Below are 14,596 nucleotides of genomic sequence, written 5' to 3' on the forward strand. Positions count from 1 at the left end.
CATGGCGACCACTCACACCGAGAGCACGTCGGCCACCTACCCGACCACCTCGGGCGGCACCCTCCCCTCCACCGTCCCGGTCGGCGCGGTGTACGCCGAGGGCTCCCCCCTGGACTGGGGAGCGAGCCTGGTCGAGGGCGCCGTCGTGCTGGACGAGAAGGTGGCCCCCAACGCGCCCTGGTCGGCGGTGGTGAAGGAGGGACACGTCCTGACCATTGTCGACGTCGGCGGCAACCAGTCGGCCGACTGCCTGCTCTACAGCGCCGACGACCCGGAGGAGCGCTACAGCGTGCCCGACACCCTGGCCTGGCAGGGCAACGCCTATGTGCGCACCGGCACCGTGCTGCGCAGCAGCGAGGGCCGCCCGCTGATGACCGTCGTCGCCAACGAGATCGACCGTCAGGACACCATCGGCGGCGCCTGCGGCAAGGAGTCCAACACCCTGCGCTACGGCCACCACGTGATGTTCCATCACGGTTGTCGCGAGAACTTCCTCGCCGAGGCCGGGCGGCGCGGTCTGGGGGTGCGGGACATCGTCTCCAACCTCAACTGGTTCATGAACGTGCCCGTCGAGGCGGACGGCGCGCTGGGCATCGTGGACGGCATGTCGGCGCCCGGCCGCCGGGTCGCGGTGCGCGCCGAGATGGACGTCCTGGTGATGGTGTCCAACTGCCCGCAGATGAACAACCCGTGCAACGACTTCAACCCGACCCCGCTGCGAATGATCGTCGTGGACCCGGCACGCGGCGGGGGCCCCGGTCCCCTCGCGGGTGGCCCGCGGTCCGCGCGGGCCACCCGCACCCCGGAGGCCGCCGCGTGAACCGCCCCACCGCTGTTCTCGTCGCCAACCGCGGTGAGATAGCCCGCCGTGTCATCCGCACCGCCCGGAAGCTGGGCCTGGGTACCGTCGCCGTCTTCTCCGACGCCGACCGGGCCGCCCCGCACGTCCGCGAGGCCGACCACGCCGTCCGGCTGGGTCCGGCGCCCGCCCGCGACTCGTATCTGCGCGGTGACGCGATCATCGAGGCCGCGCTCGCCCATGGCGCCGGAATCATCCACCCGGGCTACGGCTTCCTCTCCGAGAACACCGCCTTCGCCCGTGCCGTCGAGGAGGCCGGCCTGCGTTTCGCGGGCCCGACCGCCGAACAGATCACCGCCTTCGGCGAGAAGCACACCGCCCGCGCCCTGGCCAGGGCGGCCGGAGTCCCGATGCTGGCCGGGACGGAGTTGCTCGGGAGCGCCGAGGAGGCCGTCGCCGCGGCCGAGTCGATCGGGCTGCCCGTGATGGTCAAGGCCACGGGCGGTGGTGGCGGCATCGGCATGCGGGCCTGCGCCACCGGCGACGAGGTGCGCGAGGCCTTCGCCGGCGTGGCGGCGCTCGCCGAGTCCCACTTCGGGTCGGCCGGGGTGTTCCTGGAGCGTCTGGTCCGCCCGGCCCGCCACGTCGAGGTGCAGGTCTTCGGCGACGGCACCGGCCGGATCGCCGTGTTCGGCGACCGCGACTGCTCGCTGCAGCGCCGCAACCAGAAGGTGATCGAGGAGGCCCCGGCCCCGGCCCTGCCCGACCGTGTCCGCGAACTGCTGCGGGACTCGTCGCGCCGGCTGCTCGCCTCGGTCGGCTACCGCGGCGCGGGGACCGTGGAGTTCGTCTACGATCCGGTGCGCGAGGAGGCCGCCTTCCTGGAGGTCAACACCCGGCTCCAGGTCGAGCACCCGGTGACCGAGGAGGCGTACGGCGTCGACCTCGTCGCACTCATGCTCACCCTGGCCCGCGACAACCGGGTCGACGACGCGGTCTTCGAGCGGGAGTGGACGCCCTCCGGACACGCCGTGGAGGCGCGCGTCTACGCCGAGGACCCCGGCAAGGACTCGGCTCCCTCCTCGGGCCTGATCACCCGGGCGGCCTTCCCCGGCCAGGGCGCCGACGAGATCCCCGGCGTCCGCGTCGACGGCTTCGCCGAGACCGGCCTGGAGGTCTCGCCGTACTACGACCCCATGCTGGCCAAGGTGATCGCCAAGGGCCCCGACCGCGGCACCGCGTTCGACGTGCTCGGCCGGGCCCTGGCCGCCAGCCGGGTCGACGGCGTCGTCACCAACCTGGGCCTGCTGCGCTCGCTGACCGTGCGCGACGAGGTGCGCGAGGCCGTGCACAGCACCAGCACCCTCGCCACCACCACCGACCCTGAGCCACGCGTCGACGTCCTGGTGCCGGGAGCGATGACCACCGTCCAGGACCTTCCCGGCCGGCTCGGTCACTGGCATGTCGGCGTGCCGCCGAGCGGGCCCTTCGACCCCGTCTCCTTCGCCGAGGCCAACCTGGCCGTCGGCAACCCGGCCGGGGCGCCCGCACTGGAGGTCACCGCGGGCGGGCTCACCCTGCGCTTCTCCGCCGCCTGCGTGGTCGCCGTCACCGGCGCCCCCGTCCCGGTCACGGTGGACGGCGCCGCGGCGGCCCTGTGGGAGCCGGTGCCGGTCCCGGCCGGGGGCACCCTGGTCCTCGGCGCCTGCCACGGTCCCGGCCTGCGCAGCTACGTGGCCGTCCGGGGCGGCGTCGACGTACCCGCGTACCTGGGCAGCGCCTCGACGTTCACCCTCGGCGGCTTCGGCGGACACGGCGGTCGGGCCCTGCTCGCCGGGGACGTCCTGCGGCCCGGGGCCGCCGCGACCGCCGGTGGCGGGCCGACACCGCCCGAGCGCCGGCCGGCGATCACCCCGCACTGGCAGATCGGTGTCACCGAAGGCCCGCACGCGGCGCCCGAGTTCTTCACCCGCGAGGACATCGACACCCTCTACGCCACCGACTACCGGGTGCACCACAACTCGGCCCGCACCGGTATCCGCCTGATCGGGCCCAGACCCCAGTGGGCCCGCCAGGACGGCGGCGAGGCAGGGTTGCACCCCTCCAACATCCACGACACGCCGTACGCGGTGGGCGCTCTGGACTTCACCGGCGACACGCCGATCATCCTGGGCCCCGACGGGCCGTCCCTGGGCGGTTTCGTCTGCCCCGCGGTGGTCGCCGGCGGGGATGCGTGGAAGCTCGGTCAGCTCCGCCCCGGGGACACCGTCCGCTTCGTGCCGGTCAGGGAAGCCGAGGCGGCCGCCCTGGATGCCCGCCGTGCCTCCCCCGCGCTGATCAGCGCGGGCGGAGACGGCGACGACGGCATACTCGGCCGTCTGGAGGCCACCGACGACCGCCCTTGCGTCACCTACCGCCGGGCCGGTGACGACAACGTCCTCGTCGAGTACGGCCCCATGGTGCTCGATCTCGGGCTGCGGATGCGCGTGCATGCCCTGCAGGAGGCCTTCGCCGCGCACGCGCCCGACGGCATCGTCGACGTCACCCCGGGCATCCGCTCACTGCAGATCCACACCGACACCCGGCGGCTGAAACCCCGCGACCTCACCGTCCTGCTGCGTGAACTGGAGGACGAGGTCGCGCCCACGCATGAGCTGGTGGTCCCCTCCCGCACGGTGCGGCTTCCACTGAGCTGGGACGATCCGGCGACCCGGCTCGCCATCGAGCGCTACATGGCGGGGGTGCGCGACGACGCCCCGTGGTGCCCGTGGAACATCGAGTTCATCCGCCGCGTCAACGGCCTGGAGACCGCCGACGACGTCTACCGCACCGTCTTCGACGCCTCTTACCTGGTGCTCGGCCTCGGCGACGTCTATCTCGGCGCCCCCGTCGCCACCCCGCTCGACCCGCGGCACCGCCTGGTGACCACCAAATACAACCCGGCACGCACCTGGACCGCGGAGAACTCCGTGGGCATCGGCGGCGCCTATCTGTGCGTCTACGGCATGGAGGGTCCCGGCGGCTATCAGTTCGTCGGCCGCACGGTGCAGATCTGGAACCGGTTCCGCAAGGGCGGGCTGTTCGAGGACTCGCCGTGGGCGCTGCGCTTCTTCGACCGCATCGAGTGGTACCCCGTCACCGCGGAGGAGCTGCTCGAACTGCGCGCCGAGACCGACGCCGGCCGCGGCGCCTTCCGGACCGAGGAGGGGGCTTTCTCGATCGCCGAGTACAACGCCTTCCTGTCCGCCGAGGCCGATTCGATCGCCGCTTTCCGGAAGCGGCAGAGCGCCGCGTTCGAGGCCGAGAAGGATCGCTGGCGGGCCACGGGCGAGTTCGACCGGGACGACGATCCCGGCCCCGCGGCCGCGAGTGCCGTCGCGGTCGCCGTCCCGGACGGCGCGGTCCCGGTCACCGCGCCGTTCACCGCCACCGTCTGGCAGACCGTCGCCGAGCCGGGCGCCGTCGTCGCCGAGGGTGACCCGATCCTCTCCCTGGAGGCGATGAAGATGGAGTCGAAGGTGAGCGCCCCCGCCGCGGGCACCCTGCTGGAGATCTACGTCAAGCCCGGTGAACAGGTCGCCGCCGGCCAGGTCCTCGCGGCGGTGAGGGCATGAGCGCCGTGACGCCGACCGCACGCGTCGAGGCCGCGTACGACCGCATCGAGAGCGCCGGCCGGCCCGAGATCTGGATCCACCTCAGGCCCCGCGGCGAGGTGCTCGCCGAGGCGGCCGGGATCGACCCGGCGCTGCCCCTGGCCGGCCTGGTCGCGGCCGTGAAGGACAACATCGACGTGGCCGGCCTGCCCACGACCGCGGGCGCCCCGTCGTACGCCTACCTGCCGCCGGCCGACGCGCCCGCGGTGGCGCGACTGCGCGCGGCCGGCGCGGTGGTGCTCGGGAAGACCAATCTGGACCAGTTCGCCACCGGCCTGGTCGGCACCCGCAGCCCCTACGGCGCGGTACGCAACGCCTGGGACACGACCCGCATCTCCGGCGGCTCGTCCTCCGGCTCCGCCGTCGCGGTCGCGTTGGGCATCGCCGACATCGCGCTCGGCACCGACACGGCCGGCTCCGGACGGGTGCCCGCCGCCCTCAACGGCATCGTCGGGGTCAAGCCGACCAAGGGTCTGGTGCCCGTGACCGGGGTGGTTCCCGCGTGCCACGCCCTCGACTGCGTGACCGTCTTCGCCCGCGACCTGCGGCTCGCCCGCGTCACCGCGGAGATCGTCGAGGGCCCCGACCCGGCCGACCCGCTCTGCCGCACCGGCCCCCGGCTCTCGCTGCCACCCGCGCGCCCCAAGGTTGCCGTCCCGGGGCCACAGCACCTGGAGGGCATGGCCGACGGCTGGCGTGAAGCCTTCGACGCCGCGGCCGCCCGCCTGGCGAGCACCGGGACGGAGATCGTCGAGGCCGACATCACGCCACTGCTGGAGGCGGCGCAACTGCTGTACGGCGGCGCATTCGTGGCCGCGCGGTACGCCGCCGTGGGCGAGCACCTGGAGAAGCACCGCGACCTGATCGGTACGGATCTCGACCCCACCGTCGCCTCCATCGTGCTGGCCGGGCGGGAGAAGACCGCCGCCGACTGGGCCGGCGACACCGCCCGCCTCGCCGCCCTCGGCGCCGCCGGACGCGCGGCCCTCGACGGCTGCGCCGCGCTCCTGACCCCGACCACCGCCTGGCACCCCACCCTCGACGAGGTGGCGGCCGATCCGGTCGGCGCCAACGCCCGGATGGGGCGCTTCACCAACTTCGCCAACCTGCTGGACTACGCCTCGCTCGCCGTCCCCGCCGGGTTCGTGGACGGCCTGCCGTTCGGCGTGATGTTCACCGGCCCGGCGTTCTCCGACCGCGCCCTTGCCGCCCTCGCCGAGCGGCTCGCCAACCCGGGGCTCGACCTGTTCGTGGTCGGCGCCCACCTCACGGGGCAGCCGCTCAACGCCCAGTTGGTGCAGGCGGGCGGCACCCTGGTGGGCCCGGCGCGCACCGCCGGCGGCTACCGGCTGTACGCCCTGGCCACCGAACCGCCCAAGCCGGGCCTGGTCCGGGCGCCCGAGGGCGGGCCGGGCCGCGGCACGGGAGCGGACGGCGGGGCGGGCAGTGGCATCGAGGGCGAGATCTGGCGGCTGCCGGCTTCGGGATTCGGGACGTTCACCACAGCCGTTCCCGCGCCGATGACCATCGGTACCGTCGAGCTGGCCGACGGACGACAGGTCAGCGGCTTCCTCGTGGAGCCGTACGCCGTCGAGGGCGCGCCCGACATCACTCGCTTCGGCGGCTGGCGGGCCTATCAGGAATCGGTATGACCGTCAGGAGACAGGGCCCAAGGACGTGAGTCCACAAGGCCTCAGGCGTCTTCAGGATGCGGTGGCACAGCCTGCGTCAGCAGCACCACGTGCGCAGACGTCGGTGCTTGTTCGTGCTCCCGGCCGCCGTGCTCGAGTACCGGGCACCGCAGAGGTCCGCCACCAAGGTGGCAGGATGGAAACATGTCGATCACGCGTCCCCGCCAAGGCAGACCCCGGCACGCGCCGCCGTCCGACCCTGACGCCTCCGCCCGGGAACAGATCCTCGACGCCGCGGGCGCGCTCTTCGCCGAACGCGGGATCGCGAGCACGAGCACGCGGATGATCGCCGAACGGGTGGGCATCAGGCAGGCCTCTCTGTACTACCACTTCGCCACCAAGGAAGAGATCCTCGCCGAGCTGCTGGCCACTTCCGTGCGGCCGAGTCTCCATATGGTGGAGCGGATCCAGGCACTGGTGCCCGAGCGGGCGACCCCGGCCGCGGCGCTCTATGCGGTGGCCGCGATGGATGTACGCACCCTCTGCCGCACTCCGTACAACATCGGCACGCTCTATCTGCTGCCAGAGGTGCGGGCGGAGCGTTTCGACGCCTTCCGAGCCGAGCGGGGCCGGCTGCAGGAGAGCTACGGCACTCTCGGCGCCCAGGCGGCGGCCGAGGGCGTCGCCCGCAGCGTGCCCGCCGAGAGGATCGGCGAACTGCTGATCCAGTTGGTCGAGGTCGTCATTCAGATACGGCGTTCTCGCGAGCCGGAAGCGGCCGACGCCGATGTCATCGCGTCGTCGTGCCTGCGGCTGTGCGGGCTCGGCGAGTCGGAGGTGGCCGCCGCCAGGGACGAGTCGCAGGTCCTGCTGAGCCGCTTCGGCTGACCGGCGGCTCAACGGGCGAATCGAGCAATGGCGAACACCTGCTGCGCGTTCATCGATCACGGCACACCGCACCGTCACATCACCCTGAACCACGCGTCCCGGACGGCACTCGTTTCGACCACCATCCAGCCCCTGAAACCGCCTTCATGAGCCGGCATGGTGGCCACACGCAGAGCCAACCCTCGAACCATGCTGTCCCGCCGCGCCCCCGACCTGCGGATTCCTACGGTATGGGGCCCGAACCGGCACCACCATCGAGTGGTACGACAAGTCATTCGACGCCCGCGAACTGCTGGCTCAGATGTCGGAGGCCGACCCGACGGCCTCATTGCGCTTGCCCTCGGCCGATCCCTCTGTGAGCACCGACAAGGGCGGCGAGATCGTGGGGGTCGTGGGACTGGTGCTGAGTGCCGGATCGCCGGCGGCAGCCTGCGTTCAGGTATGGCCGGCCAAGGTGCCTCAGCGCACATCGTCGCGACCCGCCCCCACGGAGCCACCCTGCGTATCACCGGCCGCGAGGCGCGCGAGGACGCCGAGCGCCTTGAGCACTTCCTGGCCGGCGGCTCCCTCCCCACTTCTCAGGACGCAACCCGCGAGGAGACGCTCCGCTTCCTCGCCGGCTTCGACGGGCTGACGATGCAGCGTCTCTCATATCCTGACGAGGAGGCCGAGCACGCCTGCCTCCAGGCGTTCGTGTCCTCCGTGGTGGCCATGGCCGGCGGCCGCCTGGATCTGGTGTCCGTACGACGTTGACGGCGATGACCGCCGCCCGGGCGAGCATCGCGTTGCGGGAGCCGGCGGCCAGCGGCAGCAGGCCAGAAGGCGAGCAGCTGCGCCACCCCGAACACGATCACCGCCCAGCGGCGGCCCAAGCCGCCGCACGAGCGCGCCGCTGGCCACGGCGCCGCCCCTCGCCAGCGCACTACCGATCAGGTTCGTGAGCACGCCGATCCGCGTCAGGCACCAGCCGATGTCCACCAACGGCCGGTGACCCCGATCCAGTAGACGGGCAGCAGCACCAGCGCCCACCGGGCGACGCCGGGTAACCGGCACACCGCGTCATTCCGAAGAAACGCGAAACTCGAACTCGGGACGGTCCCACGGCACAGCGGGCGGGTTCGCGAGCGCGGTCCCGATCCGCACCGCACCGGCGCGGTGGTAAAAGCCCTCGGCGGGAAGATGCGACACGACCTTGACACGATCGAGCCCGGCGGCACGGGCCTCGGACTGCATGTGCGCGACGAGCAGCCGTCCAATACCCCGTCCTTGCACGTCGTCGGCGACGAACAGCAGGTCGAGCTCCGGTGGGGCGAGGACGAGCGAGTAGAACCCGAGGACCCGGCCTCCATGCTCGTCGGCGCCGACGGCCACAAAGGCGCGGTGGGCCTCGATGTAATCAGGCCCGACCCGGTAGCCCGCGACTGCGGCTGCGTACTTACCCTCGTAGGCGCCTGAGCCACGCACGAGCCGCGTGAGCCGTTTGGCATCCCGCGCGACAGCCCTCCGTATCGTGATCGGCTGGCTGATCGGGGAAGTGCGTGAACTCATCGGGAGAGTATTTCGCACCGGGGCGTGCCGTCGTGCGGCGGGTCGGCTGCTCGGGCCGGATTCCTGCACCGCTCCCGGGAACCGCCTGCCCAGGCCCCGATCGACCAGGTCACTGCCGCCGCATCGGCCGCCCGCCGACAGCAACTGGGACGCCCGAACCGCTGCGGAGGAGCCGAAGAACGGGGTCTGCTTCCCCTGGGCCTGCCGCAGCGAGGGCCACACCGAACCAGCACGGGAGTCAGCACCGCACCATCAAATCCCCCTGAACTACGCGTCCCGGACGGCGCTCGTTTCGACCGCCATCGAGCCTCTGAACCGCCTTTCCATGAGCGGGCATGGTGGCCACACGCATAGCCACCCCTCGAACTATGGTGTCCCACCACATGTGCCCCCGACCTGCGGATTCCTACGGTATGGCGACACGAACCCGTCCCCGCCGACCGCTTGGAAGTGGTGCCGATGCCCTCCCCCGCAACCGCTCCCCCACCCCCCGCCAGCCTCAAACGCATCGTCGCCGCCAGCCTCATCGGCACCACCATCGAGTGGTACGACAACTCATTCGGTCGGGGCTAGGACCTGCGGTTTCCATGATTCCGGCCCTCGAAGTCAGCATGGAACCAGCACGGGGATGTGGCGTGCTGATTCGATCGCGTACCTCTTGATCGCCGTCGGCCGGGCCGAGAGCCTCGACCATGACCAGGATCCGGGTGGGCACGCACCGGCCGGAGCTCTTCCCGACATTGCGGGTCCGCCTCCGCACCCCGCCTGAAACTGGCCCAGAACGGTTCGCCGATGGTGCCGCAGTAGGAGACAAGCGCCGGATCGGCGTCCGCCGCGGGCGGTGACCTTGCGGATCGTGACTCGCCCCTGCCCGCGTCCGCCGTGACTTCCGGCACATCTGCTGGAAGGCCGCCCACCGGGCCGGAGCACCGAAACCTTCACGGCCCCGACCCCCTGGACGACCGCGAGGCCGCAGGAACACCGCCCCAACCCGATGCCACGACATGCACACAACCGAACAAATCGGGAGCTACTGCCAATGTGCGCCCTCCCGACGGCCCACGTGGGCTCTCGCCCAGTGACCTGTTCTCGGGCTGCCGGACGTTGTGGCTGAGAATGGTGTATCGCGGGGGTGACAGGTGATGCTTGGTGCCGATGTCACGGATGCGGCGCTTGGTTGTGCTGGTCCTGGGCTGAACCTGATCGGCAGTGCAAATCTGAGAGGGCGGCGGGGCGTGGAGTTGCTGGACGGGTCGGATCCGGAAGCTCTCGGTGGCTATCCACTGCTGGCGCGGCTCGGTGAGGGCGGAATGGGGCGGGTGTATCTGTCCCGGACGGTGTCGGGGCGGCCGCTGGCGCTCAAGACGGTGCGTGCCGAGTTCGGACGGGGACCGGGGTTCGAGGAGCGGTTCGCGCGGGAAATCCGTAACAGCGACCGGGTGCGCTCGCCCTGGACACCTGCGGTGGTGGACTACAGCCCTCCGGGGCAGCGCCCGCAGTGGCTCGCCACCGAGTACGTGGCAGCGCCGTCACTGGCGGAGTGGGTGCAGCAGTACGGCCGGCTGTCCGAGCCGTGCGTCCTGGCACTGGCGGCCGAGCTTTTCGGGGCGCTGGCAGCGGTACACGGGGCGGGACTGGCCCACCGGGATGTCAAGCCGTCCAATGTGCTGTTGGGCCGCCGTAGTCCTCTGCTCATCGATTTCGGGATCGCGCGCGCGAGGGAGGACACGCGTCACACGAGGACGGGCGGTGTGATCGGTTCTCCCGGCTATCTGGCGCCGGAGCAGGTGAGTGCTGGGGAATCGGGTGCACCGGGCGACGTCTTCTCGCTGGCTGCGGTACTGGTGTACGCGGCGACGGGACGGGGCCCGTTTTCCAACCCGAACGACGAGTTCTCGCCCGCTGTGCTGCTCTACCGCATCGTGCACCAGGAGCCGAACCTCGACGGCGTCCCGGCGGCTCTGGTTCCGCTCCTGCGGTCCTGTCTGGCCAAGGACCCCGAGCAGCGGGCCACGCCCGACACCGTCAGCGTGCTGTTGGAACGCCTGGGCGGGCGGTGCGGTACCTGGCCGCAGTTGCTGCCCGAAGGGCTGGAGAAAGATCTCGCCGTGCGGGAGGAAGAGGCGCACGCGTTGATCTCCGCAACAGTGCAACCGCCGTCTGTGGCGGCTGTGTCACGTGAGCCCGAAGACGGCCCGGCTTCCGCCGACGCACGGACCGCCGTCCTGCCGCGTGTCGACGCCGTGCGACGGTGGGTGTCCGGCCGTACCGGCCGAGCGGTCACCGGAACCATGGCCGTGGCCTTGATGGCCGCGACGGGCACGTTCCTCGTGCGGCATTTCTCCGGCGATGACGCCTCCGACGGGACGCCTTCGTCGTCATCGGCTGCCACTTCGCTTCCCGAGGCCTGGGCAGGTACATGGGTCGGCACCGGGCCAGGCAATCCCACTCCTGACGGCTTCACTGAGCCCCGCACCGACCGGTTCAGCGTCACCTTGACTCTCCACCCGGCACAACGAGGTGAGATGGCGGGCAAGCAGGTCAGCAGGGTGACAGAAGTGGACACCAAACGTGAGCTGGGATGCACCGAGACCCTGCGACTGCAGGAGATACGCAAGGCGTCGATGGTCCTCAAGGCGGTCAGCAGCCACTCCACCGAACAGGGGGCCGAGGTCCCCTGCCCCAACGGCAGTATCTACGTCGTCACGATGACCGGCCGAGACACCCTGGGCTTGCGCGACGAAGGTCACCAGTCCGCAGGGGCGCCGTCCACCCTCACCCGGCGCTGACGGCTGCGCCCGCCGACCCGGCGGTGCCGAGCCCTTCCCGTCCGGCGCCGGGCTGCTTGTCCCTGGGCGCCACCGGCTACGCAAAGTAGATGGCCGTCCAGCTCGCCCGCCTCCCCGACGTGGGTACCCTCACCGCGGCGGGAGGGCAGGGCCGGAGCGCGGCAGCGTCTTCGCCCTCGCAAGGGCCCAACCCGTCCTCAACTCGGCTGACTGCAGATCGTGGGCCGCCCTGCCTCCACGGCCTCGGCGACCCGGGCCGCCGTCTCCCGCAGCCACATGTGCGCCGCGTCGTGCATGTGTACCGGATGCCACCACAAGGCCTGCTGGATCGGCACGGCGTCATAGGGCGGTTCCATGATGCGGACGTGTGCGAGTCCGTCCAGCTCGTCGGCGAGACGCCTCTGAAGGAGAGCTACCCGGCGGGTTCCCGCGACCAGGAGTGGCATCAGCTGGAAACTGTCGACGGAGACCGCCACGCGCGGCTCGATGCCGAGCGTGGCGATCTGGCGGGCGGCGGGGGCATCGTAGGCTCGTTGGTACGTCACCCACGGCAGTCGGGCCAGGTCGTCGAGGGTGAGCTGCTCACCGACCTCGGGGTTGTCGTCGGCGACGAGGAAGACCCAGCTGTCCTGGTAGAGCTCGACCGTGGGGAAGCCGCGAATGATGCCGTGGGGCAGCAGCAGCCCGTCCACGGTGCTGAGCAGCGACCCGGTGCTGTCGATGAATTCGTTCGGTACCTGTTTGAACCTGAGCCGGATGCCTGGTGCCTCGGCTTGGAGGGTCCGGGCGAGTTCGGTGCCGAAGACGGCAACCGCGTAGTCCGAGGCGATCAGCGTGAACTCGTGTTCCTCGCGGGAGGGGTCGAATTCGGCCTGACTGGCGAAGACGCGCTCCAGCAGGTCGCAAGCGGTGGTGGTCCGGTCGAGGAGGGCCTGCCCGAGGGCGGTCAGTTCGTACCCTCCGCCCACCCGGGCGAGCAGGTCGTCGTCGAAGTGGCGGCGCAGCCGGGCCAGCGCCGCGCTCATCGCGGGTTGACTGAGCCCGATGCGCTGGCCGGCCCTGGTGACGTTGCGCTCCTGCAGGAGGGCGCGCAGGGCAACGACGAGGTTGAGGTCCAGGCTGGCCAAGTTCACGAAGCGTCCCAATTCCGGAGCCGGCACCCTCGGTATTCACCGGCTGGATTCTTATATACAGGAAATCGATTTCCCTGATTGTAATCTACGGGCCAGATTAGTGGCACCGCAATCGGGAGGAAATCTCCGTGACATCCGCAGCCACGTCGGCACCCTTCACCCCCTTCTCCGGACCGTTCGCCATCGGCACCCTTTCGGCACCGGGCGAGTCCAGGTTTCCGGGCCTCGTGGCCCCGGACGGCCGGGTCCTCGACCTGCGCACGGCACTGGGTGAACCCGCGCTGACCACGCTCGCGCTCCTGGAGCGCTGGGACGAGGAGCTGCCGCGCCTGCACACCCTCGCCGGGGACCCGACGCGCGACTGGCGACCGCTGGCGGACCTGGCGGTGCACGCGCCCGTCGAGCCCCGGCAGATCTTCCAGTCCGGCGCCAACTACCGGCAGCACGTGATCGACCTGGCGGTCGCACACCGCGCCCCGGACGCCCCGGGCACCGTCGAGGAGGCCCGCGCCGAGGTCGCGGCGGTCATGGACAAGCGGGCCGCCGAGGACCTCCCGTACGTCTTCATCGGCCTGCCGACCACGATCAGCGGCCCCTACGACGACGTGGTGCTGCCCTCCTGGGCCCAGAAGCCCGACTGGGAGCTGGAGCTGGCCGCGGTGATCTCCCGCCCCGCCTACCGGGTCACCGTGGAGGAAGCCCTGGAGTACGTCGCGGGCTACACCATCGCCAACGACCTGACCGACCGCGCGACCGTCTTCCGCCGGGACATGCCCTCGATCGGCACCGACTGGCTGCGCAGCAAGAACGCCCCCGGTTTCACCCCGCTCGGCCCGTGGATCGTCCCGGCCGGCTCCATCGCCGACCCCTCCGACCTCCGGGTCACCCTCAAACTCAACGGCGAGACCATGCAGGACGAGTCCACCAAGGACATGGTCTTCGGCGTCGCACGGCTGGTCTCGTACATCTCCCAGACCGCCCGGCTGCTCCCCGGCGACCTCGTCCTCACCGGCAGCCCGGCCGGCAACGGCATCCACTGGGGCCGGCTGCTGCGCGACGGCGACGTGATGGACGGCTCGGTCTCCGGGCTCGGCGCCCAGCGCACCCGCTGTGTCGCGGAGGAGGCCCGATGAGCCAGATGAGCACCGACCGCATCGACCGTGCCGATCCCGAGGCGGCGATCGCCGAGGCCGCCAAGGCGTACTCGAACTGGGGCCGCTGGGGCGAGGACGACGTGCTCGGCACGCTCAACTTCCTCGACGAGGCCAAGCGCCGCGAGGGCGCAGCCCTGATCCGCGACGGCGTCAGCTTCTCCTTGTCACAGGCCTTTGACATGGACGGCCCGCAGAAGGGCTGGCGGCGGCGTACCAACCCGGTGCACACGATGCTCGCCACCGGAACCGACGCCGCTCTGGGCGGCCAGGGCTTTCCGCACGGTTTCGGTGGCGCCGACGACGTGATCGCCATGCCCTTGCAGTGCTCCACCCAATGGGACGGCCTCGGGCACATCTTCGATCACGGCAAGGCGTGGAACGGCCGCCCGGCGGAGAAGGTCGTCACCTCCGAAGGCGACCTGGTCACCGGCATCGAGCACATGGCACCGCACGTCGCCGGGCGGGGCGTCCTCCTCGACGTGGGCCTAATCATCGGCTGGGGTGGCGAACTGCCCGACGGCTTCGCCATCACCGAGGAGCACCTGACCGCAACAGCCGAGGCGCACGGCGTGACCGTCGGGCGTGGTGACCTGGTCCTCGTGCGCACCGGGCGGCTGGCCCGCGCCCGTCACGAAGGCTGGGGCGACTACGCGGGCGGGCCGGCGCCGGGGCTGAGCTTCAGAGCGGCCGGCTGGCTGCACCGGAGCGAGATCGCCGGGATCGCCACCGACACCTGGGGCTTCGAGGTGCGGCCCAACGAGTTCGACCACGCCTTCCAGCCGCTGCACCAGGTCGTCATCCCCCATATCGGTCTGCTCATCGGTGAGATGTGGGACCTCGACGCCCTCGCCGCACACTGCGCCGCCGACGGCCGGTACGAGTTCTGGCTCACCGCCGCGCCGCTGCCCATCACCGGGTCCGTCGGTTCACCGGTGAATCCCATCGCCGTCAAGTAACGCCCTGGACGGCCGGGCGGGCCGCGCCCGGACGGCTACGCCCCT

10 protein-coding genes and 1 pseudogene are annotated in these 14,596 nt (G+C 71.4%); 9 read left to right on the forward strand and 2 right to left on the reverse strand.

The features are described 5' to 3' along the window. The first annotated feature begins 1 nt into the window (after nt 1). From QF034_RS03305 to QF034_RS41415, 5 genes are all read left to right on the forward strand, one after another. Entirely contained in the window at nt 2-820 is an 819-nt protein-coding gene (locus QF034_RS03305; protein WP_307173467.1) for an urea amidolyase associated protein UAAP2, read from the forward strand. Then, nucleotides 817-4,413 carry an urea carboxylase gene (gene uca / locus QF034_RS03310; RefSeq protein WP_307173468.1) on the forward strand — a complete coding sequence of 1,199 codons (3,597 nt, stop codon included), beginning with the start codon at nt 817-819 and terminating at the stop codon, nt 4,411-4,413. Before QF034_RS03305 ends, uca begins: the two co-directional genes overlap by 4 nt. Continuing rightward, nucleotides 4,410-6,104: an allophanate hydrolase gene (locus QF034_RS03315; RefSeq protein WP_307173469.1), complete on the forward strand. Its 1,695-nt coding sequence runs from the start codon at nt 4,410-4,412 to the stop codon at nt 6,102-6,104. Before uca ends, QF034_RS03315 begins: the two co-directional genes overlap by 4 nt. Before the next feature lie 183 nt (nt 6,105-6,287). Next, nucleotides 6,288-6,971 carry a TetR/AcrR family transcriptional regulator gene (locus QF034_RS03320; protein WP_307173470.1) on the forward strand — a complete coding sequence of 228 codons (684 nt, stop codon included), beginning with the start codon at nt 6,288-6,290 and terminating at the stop codon, nt 6,969-6,971. A 441-nt stretch (nt 6,972-7,412) separates the two neighbouring features. Further along, complete coding sequence (locus QF034_RS41415; RefSeq protein ID WP_370880765.1) at nt 7,413-7,724, forward strand: hypothetical protein; 312 nt, start codon at nt 7,413-7,415, stop codon at nt 7,722-7,724. A 306-nt stretch (nt 7,725-8,030) separates the two neighbouring features. On the opposite strand, the gene QF034_RS03330 is transcribed toward QF034_RS41415, so the two are convergent. Further along, nucleotides 8,031-8,519: a GNAT family N-acetyltransferase gene (locus tag QF034_RS03330; RefSeq protein WP_307173471.1), complete on the reverse strand. Its 489-nt coding sequence runs from the start codon at nt 8,517-8,519 to the stop codon at nt 8,031-8,033. A gap of 860 nt (nt 8,520-9,379) precedes the next feature. On the opposite strand from QF034_RS03330, the pseudogene QF034_RS41420 reads away from it, so the two are divergent. Next, a pseudogene (locus QF034_RS41420) lies at nt 9,380-9,601 on the forward strand (hypothetical protein); the annotation flags it as partial. Between the two features lie 153 nt (nt 9,602-9,754). Then, nucleotides 9,755-11,308 carry a serine/threonine-protein kinase gene (locus QF034_RS03335; protein ID WP_307173472.1) on the forward strand — a complete coding sequence of 518 codons (1,554 nt, stop codon included), beginning with the start codon at nt 9,755-9,757 and terminating at the stop codon, nt 11,306-11,308. 197 nt (nt 11,309-11,505) lie between these two features. Here QF034_RS03335 and QF034_RS03340 read toward each other — a convergent pair whose 3' ends face one another. Then, on the reverse strand, nt 11,506-12,441 hold the full coding sequence (locus tag QF034_RS03340; RefSeq protein WP_307173473.1) for a LysR family transcriptional regulator: 936 nt from the start codon (nt 12,439-12,441) through the stop codon (nt 11,506-11,508). Nucleotides 12,442-12,569: 128 nt separating this feature from the next. Between QF034_RS03340 and QF034_RS03345 the strand changes: the two genes are divergently transcribed. Continuing rightward, nucleotides 12,570-13,574 carry a fumarylacetoacetate hydrolase family protein gene (locus QF034_RS03345; RefSeq protein ID WP_307173474.1) on the forward strand — a complete coding sequence of 335 codons (1,005 nt, stop codon included), beginning with the start codon at nt 12,570-12,572 and terminating at the stop codon, nt 13,572-13,574. A gap of 5 nt (nt 13,575-13,579) precedes the next feature. Beyond that, nucleotides 13,580-14,551 carry a cyclase family protein gene (locus QF034_RS03350; protein WP_307179788.1) on the forward strand — a complete coding sequence of 324 codons (972 nt, stop codon included), beginning with the start codon at nt 13,580-13,582 and terminating at the stop codon, nt 14,549-14,551. The last annotated feature ends 45 nt before the right edge of the window (nt 14,552-14,596 follow it).

The sequence above is a fragment of the Streptomyces africanus genome, assembly GCF_030816955.1.
Lineage (GTDB): Bacteria > Actinomycetota > Actinomycetes > Streptomycetales > Streptomycetaceae > Streptomyces > Streptomyces africanus.